Source organism: Luteimonas arsenica, assembly GCF_004352825.1.
Classification (GTDB): Bacteria; Pseudomonadota; Gammaproteobacteria; order Xanthomonadales; family Xanthomonadaceae; genus Luteimonas; species Luteimonas arsenica.
In genome coordinates, this window is the sequence record NZ_SJRW01000002.1 from 963,763 (window position 1) to 982,804 (window position 19,042).

The following is a 19,042-nucleotide window of genomic DNA, read 5'->3' on the forward strand; positions in this document are numbered from 1 at the left end:
CCGGAGTTCCGTTTTGCCGAGACCCGACTGCCGATGAAAACACCTGCCTTCGCCCTCGCCCTGGTCGCCCTCACCGCCGCGGGCACCGCCGCCGTCGTGGTCCCCGCCGCCACCGCACAGTCGCAGGACCAGGCCGCCTCCGCGGTCACCGCGCCCGCGGCGGCGCCGCTGGTCACCGGGCTGCCAGACTTCACCCGCCTGGTCGAGCGCGTGGCCCCGGCCGTGGTCAACATCGAGGTCACCATCGGCCCGCGCGGTGGCAACCGCCAGGCGCAGCAGCAACTGCCCGACGAGATGCCGGAGTTCTTCCGCCGCTTCTTCGGCCCGGGCTCGCCGTTCCCGGGTGTGCCGCAGGATCCGGGTGGCCGTGGCGGCGTGTCGATGGGCAGCGGCTTCCTGATCTCGGCCGATGGCTACGTCATCACCAACCACCACGTGGTCGACGGTGCGAGCGAGGTGCGGGTGACCCTGCCTGACCGTCGCGGCTTCGACGCCGAGGTGGTCGGCAGTGACGAACAATCGGACGTGGCCGTGCTCAAGATCGACGCCAGCGGCCTGCCGTTCCTGCGCGCCGGCGACGCCAACGGCGTCAGGCCCGGCCAATGGGCGGTGGCGATCGGCTCTCCCTTCGGGTTCGACCAGTCGGTCACCGCGGGCATCGTCAGCGCCGTGGGCCGCGCCAATCGCTACTCGAACCAGCGCTACGTGCCCTTCATCCAGACCGACGTCGCGATCAACCGCGGCAATTCCGGCGGTCCGCTGCTCAACACCAGCGGCGAAGTGATCGGCATCAATTCGCAGATCTTCTCGAACTCCGGCGGCTACATGGGCGTGAGCTTCGCGATCCCGATCGACGTGGTGATGAACGTCGCCGACCAGCTCAAGGCCACCGGCCAGGTGCGCCGCGGCCAGGTGGGCGTGCAGGTGCAGGAGATCCGCCCCGAAGAGGCCAAGGGCCTGGGGCTGCCCGATACCCGCGGCGCGCTGGTGGTCGACGTCATCCCCGACGGCGCCGCCGACAAGGCCGGCATCGAGCGCGGCGATGTGATCCGCGAGGTCGACGGCGTCCGCATCAACCAGTCCAGCGACCTGCCGCCGATGATCGGCGCCAAGGCGCCGGGCAGCCGGGTAAGCCTGAAGGTCTGGCGCGAGAACCGCACCCGCGACATCACCGTGACCCTGACCGAGCTCGATGAAGGCCTGGCCGCCACCGGCCCACGGCCGGCCCGGCAGGCCCCGGCCGCGCAGCAGAGCAATCCGCTGGGCATCGTCGGCAGCGAACTCGGCGCCGAGCAGCGCCGCCGCCTCGACCTCAAGCCCGACGAAGGCGTGGCTGTGGCCCGCGTCGAGGGCCTGGCCGCGCGCAGTGCCGGCATCCAGCCGGGCGACGTGATCCTGCAGGTCGGCCGGGTGACCGTGGCCAATCCGGCCCAGCTCGACCGCGAGCTGGGCAAGGTCAAGGCCGGCCAGACGGTGATGCTGCTGGTGCGCAACCGCAGCGGCGGGACGCAGTTCATCGCGGTGACGCCGCGGGAAGAGACGAAGTAGCGGCCGGCAAGGCCCTGCGGTAACCCTTCCCCGCAAAGCGGGGAAAGTACCCGCGCAGCGGGGGGATGGGGGCAACCCCGCCGCCATCCCCCACCAGGGCACCCTCCCAAGCCTGTGCGACAATATCCCGTTCGCTCAAGCCCCGCCGGAATCCGGCCCCCGACTGCCGCCCATGCCCCCCGAATCGATGCGGAACATCCGCAACTTCTCCATCATCGCCCACGTCGACCACGGCAAGTCGACCCTGGCCGACCGCATCATCCAGATCTGCGGCGGCCTGACCGCGCGCGAGATGGAAGCGCAGGTGCTCGACAACAACCCGATCGAGCGCGAGCGCGGCATCACCATCAAGGCCCAGTCGGTGTCGCTGCCGTACACGGCGCGCGACGGCGAGACCTACCACCTCAACTTCATCGACACCCCCGGCCACGTCGACTTCAGCTACGAAGTCAGCCGCTCGCTGGCCGCCTGCGAGGGTGCGCTGCTGGTGGTCGACGCCGCCCAGGGCGTGGAGGCGCAGTCGGTCGCCAACTGCTACACCGCGGTGGAGCAGGGCCTGGAAGTGGTGCCGGTGCTCAACAAGATCGACCTGCCCACGGCCGACATCGACCGCGCCAAGGCCGAGATCGAGGCGGTGATCGGCATCGACGCCAGCGACGCGGTCGCGGTCAGCGCCAAGACCGGCCTCAACGTCGAGGAGGTGCTGGAGGCCATCGTCCACCGCATCCCGCCGCCGGTGCCGCGCGATACCGACAAGCTGCAGGCGCTGATCATCGACTCCTGGTTCGACAACTACCTGGGCGTGGTCTCGCTGGTGCGCGTGATGCAGGGCGAGATCAAGGCCAAGAGCAAGATCCTGGTGATGTCGACCGGCCGCACCCACGAAGTCGACAAGGTCGGCGTGTTCACGCCCAAGCGCAAGGAACTGCCGGCGCTGCGGGCGGGCGAGGTCGGCTGGATCACCGCATCGATCAAGGACGTGCATGGCGCGCCGGTCGGCGACACGCTCACGCTCTCCGGCGATCCGGCGCCGAAGCCGCTGCCCGGCTTCCAGGAGATGCAGCCGCGCGTGTTCGCCGGCCTGTTCCCGGTCAATGCCGAGGACTACCCCGACCTGCGCGAGGCGCTGGACAAGCTGCGCCTGAACGACGCCGCGCTGCGCTTCGAGCCGGAAAGCTCGGAGGCGATGGGCTTCGGTTTCCGCTGCGGCTTCCTCGGCATGCTGCACATGGAGATCGTGCAGGAGCGCCTGGAGCGCGAGTACGACCTCGACCTGATCAGCACCGCGCCCACGGTGGTGTACGAGGTACTGCGCACCGACGGCGAAGTGATGCCACTGGACAACCCGGCCAAGCTGCCGCCGGTCAACCAGGTCGATGAAGTGCGCGAGCCGATCATCCGCGCCAACATCCTCACTCCCGAGGCCTACATCGGCGCGATCATCAAGCTGTGCGAGGACAAGCGCGGCATGCAGATCGGCATCCAGTACCTCGCCAGCCAGGTGCAGATCAGCTACGAACTGCCGATGGCGGAAGTGGTGCTGGACTTCTTCGACAAGCTGAAGTCGGTGAGCCGTGGCTATGCCTCGCTGGACTACCACTTCCTGCGCTTCGACGCCGGTCCCTTCGTGCGCGTGGACACGCTGATCAACGGCGACAAGGTCGACGCGCTGTCGATCATCGTCCACCGCAGCCACGCCGACCGCCGCGGCCGCGAGCTGACCGAGAAGATGAAGGACCTGATCCCGCGCCAGCAGTTCGACGTGGCCATCCAGGCCGCGATCGGCTCGCAGATCATCGCCCGCACCACGGTCAAGGCGCTGCGCAAGAACGTGCTGGCCAAGTGCTACGGCGGCGACATCAGCCGCAAGAAGAAGCTCCTGGAGAAGCAGAAGGAAGGCAAGAAGCGCATGAAGCAGGTCGGGCGCGTCGAGATCCCGCAGGAAGCCTTCCTCGCGGTGCTGCAGGTGGACAACAAGTGATGGCGGCCGCCCGGCGCGGTGCCGACGAGGTGCTTGAATGATGAAGTGGTTCGAACTCGGCCTGGTCATCCTGACCTTCGCCTCCGGCATCATCTGGCTGCTGGACCGGCTGTTCTTTGCAAAGGCGCGCAAGGCGCGCGCCGGCCTGCTCGACGAGGGCCGCGACCCGGTCGTGGTCGACTACGCCAAGGCCTTCTTCCCGATCCTGGCGGTGGTGCTGGTGCTGCGCAGCTTCGTGGCCGAGCCGTTCCGGATCCCGTCGAGCTCGATGATGCCGACGCTGCTGATCGGCGACTTCATCCTGGTCAACAAGTACGCCTACGGCCTGCGCCTGCCGGTCAACAACCGGAAGGTGGTCGAGATCGGCCTGCCCGAGCGCGGTGACGTGGCGGTGTTCCGGCCGCCGCAGCATCCCGACCAGGACTGGATCAAGCGTGTGGTCGGCCTGCCGGGTGACCGCATCGCCTACCGCGACAACGTGCTGTATGTGAACGGAGAGGCCTCGGCCTACCAGCCCATCGGCGAGTACGTCGGCAAGGGCCGCGGCGAGGAGATGTCCGGCGCCAGCCTGCTGGCGGAGGACCTGGGCGGCACCCGCCACGAGGTACTGGAGATCGACAGCCCGCTGTTCGCCGGCCACGGCGTGGGCGAGTGGACGGTGCCCGAGGGGGAATATTTCGTCATGGGCGACAATCGTGATAGAAGCGACGACAGCCGCTTCTGGGGCACGCTGCCGGAGACCCAGCTCCGCGGCAAGGCGTTCCTGGTGTGGATGAACTTCGACGGCGCCGCCGGCGGCATCGATTTCAACCGCATCGGCACCCGCCTGTAATACCGCCGGGCCGCGGCCTGGCGCACAATGACCATTGCATCGGGGATCGAGGGGAGAGGGGTTATGAGGAATTCACAACGCGGCATCACCCTGCTCGGGTTCATCATCGTGCTGGGCGTGGTGGGTCTGTTCGCCTACGTCGGCATGAAGCTGTTCCCGATGTACTCGGAGTACTACAGCGTGCGTTCGGCGATGAAGGGCCTGGCCAATGAGCCGGGCATCGCCAACACCGAACCGCGCAAGATCCAGGACCTGTTCTTCCGCCGGCTCAACATCAGCTACTCGTCGAACGTGAAGCCCGAGCACGTCAAGTTCAAGCGCGTAGGCGCGGGCTGGCAGATGGACGTGAAGTACGAGGTGCGCAAGCCGCTGATCGCCAACCTGGACGTCGTGGGCAGGTTCGACTCCACGCAGATGCTGACCAGGACCGGTGCGGTCGACTGATGCCGATGCGCGCATCGCGGGCTACGTGTTCCGCGATCCCGCGCTCCTGGCCCAGGCGCTGACCCACCGCAGCGCCGGCGCACCGCACAACGAACGCCTGGAATTCCTCGGCGACGCCCTGGTGGGCCTGGTCGTCGCCGAGGCCCTGTACCTGCGCTGGCCAAAGGCCGACGAGGGCGCGATGACCCGCGCACGCGCCGAGCTGGTGCGGGAATCCTCGCTGGCGCGGATCGCACGCGGTTTCGAACTGGGCGCCCGCATCACGCTGGGGCCGGGCGAGATGAAGTCCGGCGGCCATCGCCGCGATTCGATCCTCTCCGATGCGCTGGAGGCCGTGGTCGGCGCGATCTACCTCGATGCCGGCTACGATGCCTGCCGTGCGGCGGTGCTGCCCTGGTTCGGGCCGCATATCGATGCCTTGCCCGCCGGTGGCATCGGCAAGGACCCCAAGACCCGGCTGCAGGAGTGGCTGCAGGCGCGCCAGCGCCCGCTGCCGGTCTACGAACTGCTGTCCGAGAGCGGCGAGGAGCACGCCCGGACCTTCCACGTCCGCTGCCAGCTGGCCGAGCCCGCGCTCGAGGCCGAAGGCAGCGGCAGCTCCCGCCGCGCCGCCGAACAGGAGGCCGCCTCGGCGATCCTGTCCCAACTGGAAACCGCGAAGCCATGAACACCCCAGCCGCCAGCCGCAGCGGCGCGGTCGCCGTCGTCGGCCGGCCGAACGTCGGCAAGTCCACCCTGGTCAACGCGCTGGTCGGCGCCAAGGTCAGCATCGTCTCCAACCGCCCGCAGACCACGCGCCACCGGTTGCTGGGCATCGCCACCTTCCCCGGTGGCCAGCTGCAGCTGGTCGACACGCCCGGCATCCACCGCGGCCAGCGCAGCCAGCAGTCGGCCACCGCCATGCACCGGGCGATGAACCGTGCCGCGCGCGGCGCACTGGAAGGCGTGGACGCCGCGGTGCTGGTGGTCGAGGCCGGGCGCTGGGACGAGGAGGACACGCTGGCCTACGAGGCCCTGCGCGAAGCGAATGTGCCGGTGGTGCTGGTGGTCAACCAGGTCGACCGCATCCGCGAGAAGGCCAGCCTGCTGCCCTACCTGCAGCAGGCCACCGAGGGCCGCGAGTTCGCCGGCGTGCATCCTGTGTCGGCGCTCAAGCGCACCGGCCTGGATGCGCTGGTGGCCGAGTTGCTGGCGCTGGTGCCCGAGGGCGAGCCGGCCTTCGACGAGGACGAGATCACCGACAAGAGCCAGCGCTTCCTCGCCGCCGAACTGCTGCGCGAGCAGCTGATGCGCCAGCTGGGCGCCGAGCTGCCGTATGCGACCACGGTCGAGATCGAATCCTTCAGCGAGGAGGTCTCGAAGTCCGGCCCGCTGCTGCGCATCGGCGCGGTGGTCTGGGTGGAGCGCGACGGCCAGAAGGCGATCGTGATCGGCAAGGGCGGCGCCCGCCTGCGCGAGATCGGCACCAAGGCGCGGATGTCGATGGAGCGCCTGTTCGGCAGCAAGGTGTTCCTGGAAACCTTCGTGCGCGTGCGCGCCGGCTGGTCCGACGACGAGGCCGCGCTGCGCAGCTTCGGCTACGACCAGTAAGCCCGACGCAGGAGCCGCGGTGACCGCTCCTGACGGGTTCGACCCGGAGTGGCTGTATGCGGATTGTCGGTGAGCATGCGTTCGTCCTCCACGCCCGGCCCTGGCGCGAGACCAGCCTGCTGGTCGAAGTGCTGTGCGAAGGGCAGGGCCGCATGGGCCTGGTCGCGCGCGGCGTGCGTGGGCCGAAGCGGCAGGCGCTTCGGGCGGCCCTGCAGCCGCTGCAGCACGTCCGCTTCGACGCCGTGCAGCGCGGTGAACTGGCGCACCTGAACACGGTCGAGGCGCTCGATGCCGCGCCGCGGCTGCAGGGTGAGGCCATGCTGTCGGGCTTCTACGCCAGCGAACTCGTGCTGCGCCTGGCGCCGCGCCAGGACCCGCTGCCCGAACTCTATGCCGCCTACGGCGAACTGCGCGCCCGCCTGGGCGAGGGCGCGTCCCTGGCCTGGACCCTGCGCCGCTTCGAGCGCGACCTGCTGGATGCAACCGGCGTCGGCCTGGACTATGCGCACGAGGGCGACGGTGAGCCGGTGGATCCTGCGGCACGCTATCGCCTGGACCCCGGCCATGGCCCGGTGCGTGTGCGCGGGGAGCGCGGCGGCGAACGCGAACGCAGCGCCACCGGCCGCGCCCTGCTGGCGCTGGCGGCGGACGAGGCACCGCCTGTCGAGGACCTGGGCGGTTTGCGCCGCGTGCTGCGGGAGGTGCTCGAGTCCCACCTCGGCGGGCGGCCGCTCGCGTCCTGGCAGCTGCTGGGCGACCTGGGCCGCGTGGCCCGGGCGGCGATGCCGCCTCAGTCCGGCGGCGACAGTTCCTGAGCCGCGGCGTCGAAAGCGGCCAGCGCGGCGGCAGAGGCCGGCGCATCCTGGAGCGCCACCACCGCCTGTTCCAGCCGTGCGGCACCCACGAAACCGCAGCTTGCGCGCAGGCGATGCAGGGCACCACGCAGGGCGTCATGGTTGCCGCTGCGCGCAGAGGCCACGACCAGGCCACGTGCGGCCGGCAGTTCGTCGATGAACAGCTGGCGCAGCGCGTCCACGTGCGCGCGCGCGCCGTTGAGCGCGCGCAGCGCCGCCGCGTCGTCCCAGGTCGCCGGTATCGCGTCAGCGGACGCCGCTTCGGAAAGGCCAGACTCCGCCACGCGCGAGGACATGCGCCCCGACAGCGCCCCGGCCAGCGCAGCGCGCAGCGCGGCTGCGGCCAGTGGCTTGACCAGCACCGCTTCGAAGCCGGCATCGTGCAGCGTCTGGTGTACCTCGCCGTCGCGGGCTGCGGTGTGCGCGATCGCGGGGGTGCTCATGCCTAGCCCGCGCAGTTCATGGAGCAGGCCGGCGCCGGTGCCGTCGGGCAGGTGGGCATCGACCAGCCACAGAGAGTAGGCGATGTTCGAAGCCTGGACCCGTGCGGCCGCGCATGAGGCGGCGATGTCCACGGCCGCCGGCAAGGCTTCCGCGGCGGCGGCGAGGAAGGCGGCGGTGGTCTGGTCGTCCTCGACCAGCAGGATGCGGGGCTTCATCGGTGCGTATCGTCCTGTCGCGATTCTGGCAGCCATGCCGGTGCCGATCTTACCCGTGCCGCGCAGCAGGGAAGAGGGGCGGGGTTCTGCGACAATCGTGCCCTGTTTCCCCAGGCCCCAGGACCCAGGCACTTTGGCACGCATCGACCAGACCCCCTTCGAGGCGGACATCCTCGACCTCAGCCATGACGGCCGCGGCGTGGCCCGCCGGCCCGAAGGGCACCCGAACGCGGGCAAGACCGTATTCGTGGCCGGCGCCGTGGCCGGCGAGCGCGTGATGGCGCGGCAGACCTCGCGCTCGCGGCACTTCGACGAGGCCGAGGCGGTGGAGGTGCTGCAGGCCTCGCCCGAGCGCGTCGAGCCGCGCTGCCCGCACTTCGGCACCTGCGGCGGCTGCAGCCTGCAGCACCTGGCCGAAGACCGGCAGATCGTGGCCAAGGCCCGCGTGCTGGCCGAGAACTTCGAGCGCATCGGCCACGTCAGCCCCGAAGCGGAGCTGCCGCCGCTCACCGGCGCCTCCTGGGGCTACCGCCGCAAGGGCCGGTTCTCGGTGCGGCGGGTGGAGAAGAAGGACAAGACCCTGGTCGGCTTCCGCGAGCGCGACCCGCGCTTCGTCGCCGAGCTGCGCGAATGCCACACCGTGGTGCCGAAGCTGGGCACGCGCATCGAGGCGCTGGCGAAGCTGGTCGACGGCATGGACGCGCGCCGCGCGATCCCGCAGATCGAGTTCAGCGCCGGCGATGACGCCACCGCGCTGGTGTTCCGCCACCTCGAGCCGCTGGGCGAGCGCGACCGCGCGGCCCTGGTGGATTTCGCGAAGGAACACGACTTCGCCGTGTTCCTGCAGCCCAAGGGCATCGATTCGGTGGCGCCGCTGTGGCCGGAGGATCCGCAGCTGTCGTTCCGGCTCGCCCCCTGGGACGTCGAGCTCGGCTTCCGGCCCCTGGACTTCATCCAGGTCAACGCCGCGCTCAACGAGAAGATGATCGCGCGCGCGCTGGAGCTGCTCGACGTGCAGCCGGGCGAGCGCGTGCTCGACCTGTTCTGCGGCCTGGGCAACTTCACCCTGCCGCTGGGGCGCGTCGCGGCCGAGGTCGTGGGCGTGGAGGGCGACGCCGGCCTGGTGGCGCGCGCGCGGGAGAACGCGGAACGCAACGGCATGGACCACGTGCGCTTCCACGTCGCCGACCTCGCCACCGACCTGAAGCACGAGCCGTGGATGCGCGCGGGCTTCGACAAGCTGCTGCTCGACCCCGCGCGCGCCGGCGCGCTGGAGGTGTTGAAGCAGCTGCCGCTGAAGGGCATCCGGCGCATCGTCTACGTCAGCTGCCACCCCGGCTCGCTGGCGCGCGACGCCGGCTACCTGGTCAACGAGCGCGGCTGGACGCTGCGCACCGCCGGCGTGATGGACATGTTCCCGCATACCGCCCACGTCGAATCCATCGCCGTCTTCGAGCCCGCCTGAATGGCCATCGAGATCGAACGAAAGTTCCTGGTCACCGGCGACGGCTGGCGCGCGGCCGCGCATGCCGTGGTGCCGATGGCGCAGGGCTACCTCAACGACCAGCTGTCCATGGACGAGGGCCGCCAGCGGGCCTCGGTGCGCGTGCGCCTGGAGGGCGAGGATGCTTTCCTCAACATCAAGTCGCGCGAGCTGGGCCACACCCGGCAGGAGTTCGAGTACCCGCTGCCGGTGGACGACGCGCGCGCGCTGCTCGCGCTGTGCGTGGGCGGACTCGTGGAGAAACGCCGCCACCTGGTGCGCCACGGCGGCCACCTGTGGGAAGTCGATGAATTCCTCGGCGACAACGCCGGCCTGGTGGTCGCCGAGATCGAACTGGGCAGCGCCGACGAGGCCTTCGAACACCCCGGCTGGCTGGGCGTCGAGGCCACCGACTGCCCGCGCTACTACAATCTGGCCCTGGCCGCGCGGCCGTACTCGCAATGGAGCGGGGCGGAACGCGCGGGGCCGGGAGCCTAAGGAGACCTCCATGCTCGTCATCGGCGTCGCCGGTACCGAACTCACCGCCCAGGAGCGCGACTGGCTGCAGCACGATGCCTGCGCCGGCGTGATCCTGTTCACCCGCAACTTCGCCTCGCGCGCACAGGTGGCCGAGCTGTCACAGGCGATCCGCGAGGCCGCGCCGCGTCCGCAGCTGGTCTGCGTCGACCAGGAGGGCGGCCGCGTGCAGCGCTTCCGCGAGGGCTACAGCGCGCTGCCGCCGCTGGAGACCTTCGGCCGCGACTACACCGCCGACCGCGAGGGCGCGCTGCAGCGCGCGCGCGAACACGCCTGGCTGATGGCCAGCGAAGTCCGCGCCTCGGGCGTGGACCTGAGCTTCGCGCCGGTGGTCGATCTCGGCCGCGGCAACCTCGCCATCGGCAACCGCGCCTTCTCCGACGATCCGGCCGTGGTCGCCGCCTTCACCCGTGCCTACGTCGAAGGCATGCACGAGGCCGGCATGGCGGCGACGCTCAAGCACTTCCCCGGCCACGGCTCGGTGCTGGAGGACACGCACTTCGACGATGCGGTCGACGACCGCCCGCTGGAGGTGATCCAGGCGGAGGATCTCGTGCCCTTCGTCGCGGGCATCGACGCCGGCGCCGATGCGGTGATGCTGGCGCACGTGGTCTATCCGCAGGTCGCGCCGGAGCCGGCCGGCTACTCTCCGCGCTGGATCAAGGACATCCTGAGGCAGGACATGGGCTTCCGCGGCGTGGTGTTCTCCGACGACATCGGCATGGCCGCCGCGCACGGCGTGGGCGGGATCAAGGCGCGCGTGGACGCACACCTGGATGCCGGCTGCGACGTGGTCCTGGTCTGCCACCCGGAGCTGGTGGAGGAGTCGCTGGCGGCGGTCGAAGGCCGCAAACTCAACACCATGGCGCTGGCCGGCCTGCTCGGCCGCGGTGCGCTGGGCTGGGACGGCCTGCTCGCCGACGCGCGCCATGGCGCCGCCTCGGCGAACCAGGGCGGCGGGGTGATGGCATGAACGCGCCGAAGCTGGCCGAAGTGATGGCCGATGCCGACCTCATCCACGACCGCGACGTGCTCGAGGCCGCGATCGAGGAGATGGCCGATGCCATCCGCAGCGAATACGCCGACGACGAGCGACCGCCGCTGTTCGTGACCATCATGAACGGTGGGATGCCCTTCGCGTCGCAGCTCGCGTTCGCGCTGGGCGAGCGCGGCCTCGACCTCGAGTTCGACTACCTGCACGCCACCCGCTACCGCGGCGCCACCAGCGGTTCGCGCCTGGCCTGGCTGCATCGTCCGGCCACGCCGATGCGCGGCCGCCGCGTGCTGCTTGCCGACGACATCCTCGACGAGGGCCACACCCTCAAGGCCGTCATCCGCTGGTGCGAGGACGAGGGCGCCGCCGACGTACGCGTCGCGGTGCTGGCGACCAAGATCCACGACCGCTGCGTCGACGGCGTCTGCGCCGACTGGTCGGGCGTCGAGGTGCCGGACCGCTACGTCTTCGGCTACGGCATGGACTACAACGAACAGGGCCGCAACCTGCCGGCCATCTACGCGCTGGCCGACTGAGCCGCGCACGCCAAGGAGCCCGACGTGTCCGCGAACCACGAAGAACCCATCGCGCTGGCGGTGATCGGTGGCACCGGCCTGTACAGGCTCGCGGGCCTGGAGGGCGTGGAGGCCCACCAGCCGGTCACGCACTACGGCGCACTGTCGGGGCCGGTGCGCGTGGGCCGGATCAACGGTCGCCGGGTGGCCTTCCTCGCCCGCCACGGCGAAGGCCACTCGGTGCCGCCGCACCTGGTCAACTACCGCGCCAACCTCGCCGCGCTGCACGCGCTGGGCGCGCAGCGCGTGCTCGCGCTCAACACCGTCGGCGGCATCACCGAAGACTACGGGCCGCGCGTGCTGGCCTGCCCGGACCAGCTCATCGACTACACCTGGGGCCGCGTTTCCACCTACTGCGAAGAGCCGGGCACCGAAGTGCTGCACGTCGACTTCGGCGACCCCTATACGCCGTCGCTGCGCCGCGAAGTGGTCGCGGCGGCGGCGAAGGCCGGCGTCGACATGGTCGATGGCGGCTGCTACGGCGCCACCCAGGGCCCGCGGCTGGAGACGCGCGCGGAGATCGCGCGCATGCGCCGCGACGGCTGCGACCTGGTCGGCATGACCGGCATGCCCGAAGCGGGGCTCGCGCGCGAGCTCGGCCTGGACTACGCCTGCCTCGCCATCGTCGCCAATTGGGCGGCCGGTGCAGGCCCGCAGACCGACGAGGTGATCACGCTCGAAGACGTGCTCGCCAACGTCGCCGCGGCGACCTCGGGTTTACCCGGGGTGATCGAGGCGATGCTCGCCGGGTGATTGCGCGCCACCCGAAGGCTTTGCATACTCGGGCGGCGTGTGTCCGCGCCCCTTGCAGGCCGGCATGCGCAATCGCATCCAGACGAGGTAGGAAGAGTCATGCAATACGGCACAGTGAAGTGGTTCAACGACGCCAAGGGTTTTGGCTTCATCGCTCCCGAGGACGGCAGCGCGGACGTGTTCGTGCACTACTCGGCGATCGACTCGAAGGGCTTCCGCAGCCTTCAGGAAGGCCAGCGCGTCAGCTATGAAGTCACGCAGGGCCCGAAGGGCGCGCAGGCGGCAGGGGTGGCGCCTGTCGCTTGAGTGACACGCGGTTCAAGAGTTTCCCTGTTCCAGGGCCCCGGGTTTTCCGGGGCCCTTTTTTCTGGTTCTTCGTCCGGGTTCGGGGTGGTGGCTCCGTTTCGGGAAATCTGTGCTGCCGTAGGTTGTGGTGGCGTCGTTGGAGAGTTCGCTGCCCGTCCCGTACACAGGGGGTGTGCTCCCCCGGCCGCCTTCGCGTCCAGCTACGGAAGCCGGCCGCCGGCCATCCATGGCCGGCTGTCCGCACACCCCCTGTGCACGGGACGGGCTGTGGCGTTCGTCGGCTTCGGGCCGGAGGGCAAGAGCCAAAGACCAAAAGCCAAACCGGGCCCGTGCGTGTCGGGTAAGAATGGGGCAATGGCCAGACGGGAGAGCGGACGTGGAACGGTTCCGTACGCATGAAGTGGGCAACCAGCCGCCGGAGTTCGGCGAACGGGACCTCTGGCGCGATGACGTGGTGCTGCGCGAGGCGCTGGCGGGCGAAGGCGGCGGCGCATTCGCAGGGGAGATCGCGTCGTACGGCGCGCTGGCCGGGAGCGAAATCCTCGCGCTTTCGCACGACATGCACCGCGACCGCCCGAGGCTGCGCAGCCACGACCCCGCCGGCCGCCGGATCGACCGGATCGAGTTCCACCCCAACTACCACCAGGTGATGGCGCATGCGATCGGGCACGGCGTGGCGGGACTGTCATGGGCACGGCCGGAGGCGGGTGCCCACGTCGCACGCGCCGCGCTGGCCTACCTGCACTACCAGGCCGAGCCTGGCACCAGCTGTCCGCTGACCATGACCCACGCCGCGGTGCCGGTGCTGCGGCAGTCGCCGGCGCTGCGAGAATGGGCGGACAAGGTCGCCGCCTGCCGCTACGACGCGCGCGATGTCGCGATCGGCGACAAGCCCGGCGTGACGCTCGGCATGGGCATGACCGAGAAGCAGGGCGGCAGCGACGTGCGTGCCAACGCGACCACGGCCACGCCGTGCGCGGGCGGCGATGGCACGTACACCCTGGTCGGGCACAAGTGGTTCATGTCGGCGCCCATGTCCGACGGTTTCCTGGTGCTGGCGCAGGCGCCCGCTGGCCTCACCTGCCTGCTGATGCCGCGCTGCCTGCCCGATGGGGAGCGCAACGCCTTCGCGCTGATGCGGCTGAAGGACAAGCTCGGCGACTGGTCGAACGCATCCAGCGAGGTCGAGTTCCAGCAGGCGCTGGCCTGGCGCGTGGGCGAGGAGGGCCGCGGCGTGGCCACCATCCTGCAGATGGTGATGCTCACCCGATTGGACTGCATGCTCGGTTCCGCCGCCTGCATGCGCATGGCCCTGGCGCAGGCCCTGCACCACGCCCGCCACCGCAGCGCCTTCGGCAGGCGGCTCGCCGACCAGCCGCTGATGCGCAACGTGCTGGCCGACATCGCGATCGAGGTCGAGGCCGCGCTGTCGCTGTCGATGCGCGTGGCACGCGCGGTCGACGCCGCCACCCGCGATCCGCGTGAGGCCGCTTTCGCCCGCATCGCCACCGCGATCGGCAAGTACTGGATCTGCCGCCGCGCGCCTGCCGTGGTCAACGAGGCCCAGGAGTGCCTGGGTGGCGCCGGCTACGTCGAGGAATCCCTGCTGCCCCGGCTCTACCGCCAGGCCCCGCTGAACTCGATCTGGGAAGGCAGCGGCAACATCCAGTGCCTCGACGTGCTGCGGGCGCTGGCGCGCGAACCCGGAACCGCGGACGTCCTGCGCACGGAGATCGACGCCGCCCGCGGCCTGCACCCCGCCCTGGACGCGATCGCCGCCCGGCTCGAAGACATGCTTTCAGCCACGGATGAAGCGGAATCCAGGAGGCTGGTCGAACGCCTGGCCCTGGCCCTGCAGGCCGCCGCCCTTCTCCGCGCCGGCAGCCCGCTGGCCGAAGCCTTCTGCCGCACCCGCCTCGGCGCCGACCACGGCCTCGCCCTGGGCACCCTCCCGGGCGACCTCGATCACGCTTCGATCATGGTGCGTGCGGTGCCTGGGTAAGAGCTTTTTTGCCACGGATTTACGCGGATTACGCGGATTTGGCCGAGGCAGGATTGTGATCCAGTGCCTATTCACGGCAGCCCGCGAAGAAGCGGCCTGAAGAGATACCCGGGCAGCGCGTGGTGCTGATGCTGGCCTCGGCCCGATCCGCGTAATCCGCGTAAATCCGTGGCAAAAAGGCTCTTCAGCTCTTCCTGCTCTTTCCGCTCTATCCGTGCGAATCCGTCCTCATCCGTGTAAATCCGTGGCGAAAAACGAGTCAAGCCACCGACGAAGCATCAAGGAACTGCAGCCGCGCGAGTTCCGCGTAGAGGCCGCCCTGGGCGAGGAGTTCGGCGTGGCTGCCTTCGGCGACGATGCGGCCGTGATCCATGACGATGATGCGGTCGGCGCGCAGGACGGTGGCCAGGCGGTGGGCGACGACCAGGGTCGTGCGGCCTTCCATCAGGTGCTCAAGCGCGGTCTGCACGGCGCGCTCGCTGTGCGCGTCCAGCGCCGAGGTCGCTTCGTCGAGCAGCAGCACCGGGGCGTCGCGCAGCAGGGCACGGGCGATGGCCACGCGCTGCTGCTGGCCGCCGGACAGGCGGGCACCGCGTTCGCCCAGCTCCGAGGCGTAACCACCGGGCAGGGCGCTGATGAAGTCGTGGGCCTCGGCGGCGCGCGCGGCGGCTTCCACTTCGGCATCCGTGGCGTCCAGGCGGCCGTAGCGGATGTTGTCGGCGGCGCTGGCGGCGAAGATGGTCGGGCGCTGCGCGACCAGCGCCATCTCGCCGCGCAGTTCGACCGGGTCGAGTTCGCGCAGGTCGATGCCGTCCAGCGAGATGCTGCCCGACTGCGGATCATGGAAGCGCTGCAGCAGGGCGAACACGGTGCTCTTGCCGGCGCCCGACGGCCCCACGAGCGCCACCGTCTCGCCCGGCGCCACGTCCAGGCTGAAGCCGTCCAGCGCCGCGGAATCCGGGCGGGTGGGGTAGTGGAAGACCACGTCGCGCAGCGCCACCGCACCGCGCACGGGTGTCGGCAGCGGGCGCGGTGCGGCAGGCGCCACCACCTTCGCGCGTTCGTCGAGCAGCTCGCCGATCCGGCCCATGCCGCCGGCAGCCTTCTGCAGTTCGTTCCAGACCTCGGCCAGGGCGCCCACGGAGCCTGCGCCGAACATCGCGTACAGCACGAACTGGCCCAGGGTGCCGGCGCTCATGCGGCCGTCGGCAACGTCGTGCGCGCCCAGCCACAGCACCAGGGTGATGGCGCCGAACACCACCGAGATCGCCACCGCGGTCACCAGCGCCTGCACGCCGATGCGCTTGCGCGCCACCGCCACCGCCGTGGCCACCGCGTCGCCGAAGCGGACGCGCTCGTGGCCTTCGCGCGCATGCGATTGCACGGTTTCGATCGCACCGAGGGTTTCGGTGGCCAGCGCGTTCGCTTCGGCCACGCGGTCCTGGCTCTGCCGCGAGATCTTCTGCAGCCGCCTGCCGCCGAGCACCAGCGGCAGCACCGCCAGCGGGATGCCGACCAGGGTCCAGGCCGCCAGCCGCGGGCTGGTCACCACCAGCATCGCGACGCTGCCCAGCACCATCACCGCGCTGCGCAGGGCCACCGACATGCTGGTGGCGACCACGCCGCGCAGCAGCTCGGTGTCGGCGGTCAGGCGCGAGACCAGCTCGCCGCTGCGGCTTTTCTCGAAGAAGGCCTGGTCCAGGCCGACCAGGTGCCCGAACAGCTGCGTGCGCAGGTCGGCGACCACGCGTTCGCCCAGCAGCGAGACGAAGAAGAAGCGCGCGGCGGTCGCGATCGCCAGCGCCAGGGTCACCAGGAACAGCAGCACGAAGGCGGCGTCGATGCCGGCGCCGCTGGCGAAGCCGTCGTCGATCATCCGCCGTACCGCGACCGGCAGGCTCAGCGTGGCCGTGCTCGAGGCCACCAGCGCCAGCAACCAGGCCACCACCAGGCCGCGGTGGCGGGCCAGGAAGGGCCACAGCGGGCGCAGGGTGGACAGCGGGACCTTCGACTTGCCGGTGGAGTCGTCGTCGGGGGTGCCCGCGGGCGGCGGCGTGGGAGTGTTCGCGAACTGGGCCATCCGCGCATTGTCGCCGATGGCTGCGGCCTATGGGTCGCCCAGGCGTGCGCGATCACGGGTGGCGTCGCGCAGGCGCGCGGCCAGCGCATCGACGCCCTCGGCCGGCAGGCGCAGGCGGAAGCGTACGCCGTCGGCGGCGTAGTCCTCGCTGAGCTTCTCGGCATCGAAGGCCGGCAGCGCGGCGTGCACCGCGGCGATGTCGGCGAAGGGGCATTCGACCTCGACTTCGGCCATCTCGACCACCTCGCGGCGTTCGGCGGTGCGCAGGCATTCCGCCGCGGCGCCGCCGTAGGCGCGGACCAGGCCGCCGGCGCCGAGCTTGATACCGCCGTACCAGCGGGTCACCACCACGACCACGCCGTCCAGGCCCTGGCCGTCGATGGCGGCGAGGATCGGGCGCCCGGCGGTGCCGGCGGGCTCGCCGTCGTCGCTGGAACGGTAGCCGCTGCCGATCCGCCAGGCCCAGCAGTTGTGGGTGGCGTCGGGCACCGAGACCGAGGCGATGAAGATCGCTGCCGCATCGGCATCGACGACCGGCATCGCCTGGGCCAGGAAGCGGCTGTGCTTGACCACGAGTTCGTGGCTGGCGGCTGCGGCGAGCGTGGTGGTGCCCATCACTCGCCCAGCAGCATGCGCAGGTCGTCGGGTACCGGGGCGTCGGGGTGGCGGCGACGGAACTCCGAGTAGCTTTCGCGGGCTTCGTCGTAGCGCTCGGCGGCGACCAGTTCGCGGATGCGCTCCAGCCAGGCCTCGCGCACCTCAGGCGAATCCACCGAGGCCGGCGGGGTGTCGTCCATGGGCTGGTCCAGCCAGGCCTCGTTCCGGCCCGCGCGCGCTTCCCGTTTCGCCGCGTCCTGCCGTTCGGTCTGCGCGGCGCGGGCGCGGGCGCGGGCGGCCTCCGCGGTACGGGGCTGCGGCGCGGCTTCGGGCACGGTCTTGAGGAGCGATTGCGGCGCAGGCGTCGAGGTCGTTGGCGGAGCAGCGGTGGGAGCCGGCGGAGCCGGGGGCGCGGGTGGTGCCGGCGGTGGCGGCGCCGGCGGCTCGTCGACGGCTTCGTCCGCGCGCAGGATCCTGCTGCCGGTGACTTCGATCCGGTCGAGCGCGATGCCCTCCTCGTCGCCGGTCTCCGGTGCCGGGACCGCGGCCGCGGCGGGCGCAGGTGCAGGTGCCGTGACCGGCGCAGATGCTGCTGCCGGCGGATGGTCCCGGTCGTCGGCCGGCTTCGCGCCGGCAGCGGCGGCACTGGCAGGCGCCTGCATCCCCGGTGCGGGTGGAGGCGGCATGCGCCGGGCAGGTGGCGTTGACGGGGTTTCGGCCGGCGGCGCGGTTTCGCGCAGGACACGGAGTGAATCCAGGGTCCCGGCGTCAGCCTGCTCCGGTGCCTCGGCGGCCAGGTCGGGCACTTCGTACTGCGGCCTCAGCTGCCAGGCCACGCCCACGGCGATCACCAGGGTCGCCGCCAGCGCGCCGCCGCGCAGCCAGCCCGGGTTCCTGCGCCGGCGCCGGTGCCCGCCTGCGCGGGCCGCGGTCGCGCTGGCCGGCGGGGTGGATGCCGCATCGCCCAGGCCCCCGCCGCGCGCGGTTGCCGCGGCGCGTGCCGAGGCCAGGATGCCGGCATCGATCTCCGCCGAGGGGCCGCGCCCGGGCGCCGTGCGCGCCAGCGCGTCGGCCAGCTCGCGCTCGACCGGGTCCAGCGGATCGCGGCGGTCGGGTCCGGTCATCGCGAGTCTCCCGCCGCCACTGCGGCGGCCCCGGGGGGCGCGAAGGCCGCGCGCAGCTTGTCCATGGCGTAGCGCAGGCGCGACTTGACGGTCTCGCGGCCGACGCCGGTGATGTCTCCGATCTCTTCGAGGCTCAACTCCTGCTCCAGGCGCAGCAGCACCACTTCACGCTGTTCCGCGGGCAAGCCGTCCAAGGCCTGCTGCAGCGCGCGATGGCGTTCGAAGGCGTCCATCCTGAGCTCGGGCGTATCCGGGTCTTCCACGCGCAGGGTGCGCTCGTCGGCATCGTCCGGCGCCGGCGGCCGGTGCTGCCGGGCGCGCCAGTGGTCGGCGACGCGGTTGCGCGCGATCCGGTACAGCCAGGTGGCGAAGGAGGCATCCGGGCGCCAGTCGCGGCCCGCCGCCACCACCCGCTGCCAGGTGTCCTGGAAGACCTCGTCGGCCAGTCCCGGGTCGCGCAGCTGCCGGAGCAGGAAGCGGTGCAGGCGGTCCCGGTGGCGGTGGTAGAGGGTCTCGAAGGCCCCGGCATCCCCGCCGATCCACGCCAGCATCAGTGCGTCGTCGCTGGTCCCGGTGGATTCTTCGGGCGGGAGGGCGTCCATCGCCAAGAGGGTAAGCGCTGCGCGCGGGCGCGGGAAGGGTAGGCGAACGGGCTCCAACCCGGGCATGATGCCGTCGGGGGA

19 protein-coding genes are annotated in these 19,042 nt (G+C 71.1%); 14 read left to right on the forward strand and 5 right to left on the reverse strand.

Going from position 1 to position 19,042, the window contains the following annotated elements; translation table 11 throughout:
- Window positions 1-33 precede the first annotated feature (33 nt).
- The 7 genes from E2170_RS12090 (at window position 34) to recO (ending at window position 7,210) form a co-directional block, all read left to right on the forward strand.
- A complete protein-coding gene (locus tag E2170_RS12090) occupies window positions 34-1,548 on the forward strand; it encodes a Do family serine endopeptidase (protein WP_133000874.1) in 1,515 nt (504 codons plus the stop codon).
- A 187-nt stretch (window positions 1,549-1,735) separates the two neighbouring features.
- A complete protein-coding gene (gene lepA / locus E2170_RS12095) occupies window positions 1,736-3,529 on the forward strand; it encodes a translation elongation factor 4 (protein WP_165942251.1) in 1,794 nt (597 codons plus the stop codon).
- Window positions 3,530-3,569: 40 nt separating this feature from the next.
- Window positions 3,570-4,361 (forward strand): signal peptidase I, encoded by a 792-nt coding sequence (lepB, locus tag E2170_RS12100; RefSeq protein ID WP_133001194.1) that lies wholly within the window; start codon window positions 3,570-3,572, stop codon window positions 4,359-4,361.
- 63 nt (window positions 4,362-4,424) lie between these two features.
- Window positions 4,425-4,805 carry a DUF4845 domain-containing protein gene (locus E2170_RS12105; RefSeq protein ID WP_133000876.1) on the forward strand — a complete coding sequence of 127 codons (381 nt, stop codon included), beginning with the start codon at window positions 4,425-4,427 and terminating at the stop codon, window positions 4,803-4,805.
- Entirely contained in the window at window positions 4,792-5,472 is a 681-nt protein-coding gene (gene rnc, locus E2170_RS12110; RefSeq protein WP_133000877.1) for a ribonuclease III, read from the forward strand. The genes E2170_RS12105 and rnc overlap by 14 nt, the downstream gene beginning before the upstream one ends.
- On the forward strand, window positions 5,469-6,395 hold the full coding sequence (era, locus tag E2170_RS12115) for a GTPase Era (RefSeq protein WP_133000878.1): 927 nt from the start codon (window positions 5,469-5,471) through the stop codon (window positions 6,393-6,395). The genes rnc and era overlap by 4 nt, the downstream gene beginning before the upstream one ends.
- 56 nt (window positions 6,396-6,451) lie before the next feature.
- Window positions 6,452-7,210, forward strand: a complete 759-nt coding sequence (recO, locus tag E2170_RS12120) for a DNA repair protein RecO (RefSeq protein WP_133000879.1) — start codon at window positions 6,452-6,454, stop codon at window positions 7,208-7,210.
- Here the strand turns inward: recO and E2170_RS12125 are convergent.
- Window positions 7,186-7,908, reverse strand: coding sequence for a response regulator (locus tag E2170_RS12125; protein WP_165942227.1), 723 nt, complete (start codon window positions 7,906-7,908; stop codon window positions 7,186-7,188). The genes recO and E2170_RS12125 overlap by 25 nt on opposite strands.
- A gap of 97 nt (window positions 7,909-8,005) precedes the next feature.
- Between E2170_RS12125 and rlmD the strand changes: the two genes are divergently transcribed.
- The 7 genes from rlmD (at window position 8,006) to E2170_RS12160 (ending at window position 14,558) form a co-directional block, all read left to right on the forward strand.
- Entirely contained in the window at window positions 8,006-9,373 is a 1,368-nt protein-coding gene (rlmD, locus tag E2170_RS12130; RefSeq protein ID WP_425477861.1) for a 23S rRNA (uracil(1939)-C(5))-methyltransferase RlmD, read from the forward strand.
- Window positions 9,374-9,889: a CYTH domain-containing protein gene (locus E2170_RS12135; RefSeq protein ID WP_133000882.1), complete on the forward strand. Its 516-nt coding sequence runs from the start codon at window positions 9,374-9,376 to the stop codon at window positions 9,887-9,889.
- 10 nt (window positions 9,890-9,899) lie between these two features.
- Window positions 9,900-10,901, forward strand: a complete 1,002-nt coding sequence (gene nagZ / locus E2170_RS12140; RefSeq protein ID WP_133000883.1) for a beta-N-acetylhexosaminidase — start codon at window positions 9,900-9,902, stop codon at window positions 10,899-10,901.
- Window positions 10,898-11,458: a hypoxanthine-guanine phosphoribosyltransferase gene (locus tag E2170_RS12145; protein ID WP_133000884.1), complete on the forward strand. Its 561-nt coding sequence runs from the start codon at window positions 10,898-10,900 to the stop codon at window positions 11,456-11,458. The genes nagZ and E2170_RS12145 overlap by 4 nt, the downstream gene beginning before the upstream one ends.
- A 24-nt stretch (window positions 11,459-11,482) precedes the next feature.
- Window positions 11,483-12,250: an S-methyl-5'-thioinosine phosphorylase gene (locus E2170_RS12150; RefSeq protein ID WP_133000885.1), complete on the forward strand. Its 768-nt coding sequence runs from the start codon at window positions 11,483-11,485 to the stop codon at window positions 12,248-12,250.
- A gap of 99 nt (window positions 12,251-12,349) precedes the next feature.
- On the forward strand, window positions 12,350-12,556 hold the full coding sequence (locus E2170_RS12155) for a cold-shock protein (protein ID WP_133000886.1): 207 nt from the start codon (window positions 12,350-12,352) through the stop codon (window positions 12,554-12,556).
- Window positions 12,557-12,902: 346 nt separating this feature from the next.
- The gene (locus E2170_RS12160; RefSeq protein ID WP_133000887.1) at window positions 12,903-14,558 is read left to right on the forward strand and encodes an acyl-CoA dehydrogenase family protein; all 1,656 of its coding nucleotides are present in this window, start codon (window positions 12,903-12,905) and stop codon (window positions 14,556-14,558) included.
- A 259-nt stretch (window positions 14,559-14,817) separates the two neighbouring features.
- On the opposite strand, the gene E2170_RS12165 is transcribed toward E2170_RS12160, so the two are convergent.
- From E2170_RS12165 to E2170_RS12180, 4 genes are read right to left on the reverse strand one after another with little or no spacing between them, the layout of a single operon-like run.
- The gene (locus E2170_RS12165) at window positions 14,818-16,638 is read right to left on the reverse strand and encodes an ABC transporter transmembrane domain-containing protein (RefSeq protein WP_133000888.1); all 1,821 of its coding nucleotides are present in this window, start codon (window positions 16,636-16,638) and stop codon (window positions 14,818-14,820) included.
- A 27-nt stretch (window positions 16,639-16,665) separates the two neighbouring features.
- Window positions 16,666-17,253 carry an IMPACT family protein gene (locus tag E2170_RS12170; protein ID WP_133000889.1) on the reverse strand — a complete coding sequence of 196 codons (588 nt, stop codon included), beginning with the start codon at window positions 17,251-17,253 and terminating at the stop codon, window positions 16,666-16,668.
- Window positions 17,253-18,359 (reverse strand): hypothetical protein, encoded by a 1,107-nt coding sequence (locus E2170_RS12175; RefSeq protein WP_133000890.1) that lies wholly within the window; start codon window positions 18,357-18,359, stop codon window positions 17,253-17,255. The genes E2170_RS12170 and E2170_RS12175 overlap by 1 nt, the downstream gene beginning before the upstream one ends.
- Window positions 18,356-18,961, reverse strand: coding sequence for an RNA polymerase sigma factor (locus tag E2170_RS12180; protein ID WP_133000891.1), 606 nt, complete (start codon window positions 18,959-18,961; stop codon window positions 18,356-18,358). Before E2170_RS12180 ends, E2170_RS12175 begins: the two co-directional genes overlap by 4 nt.
- Window positions 18,962-19,042: the final 81 nt, after the last annotated feature.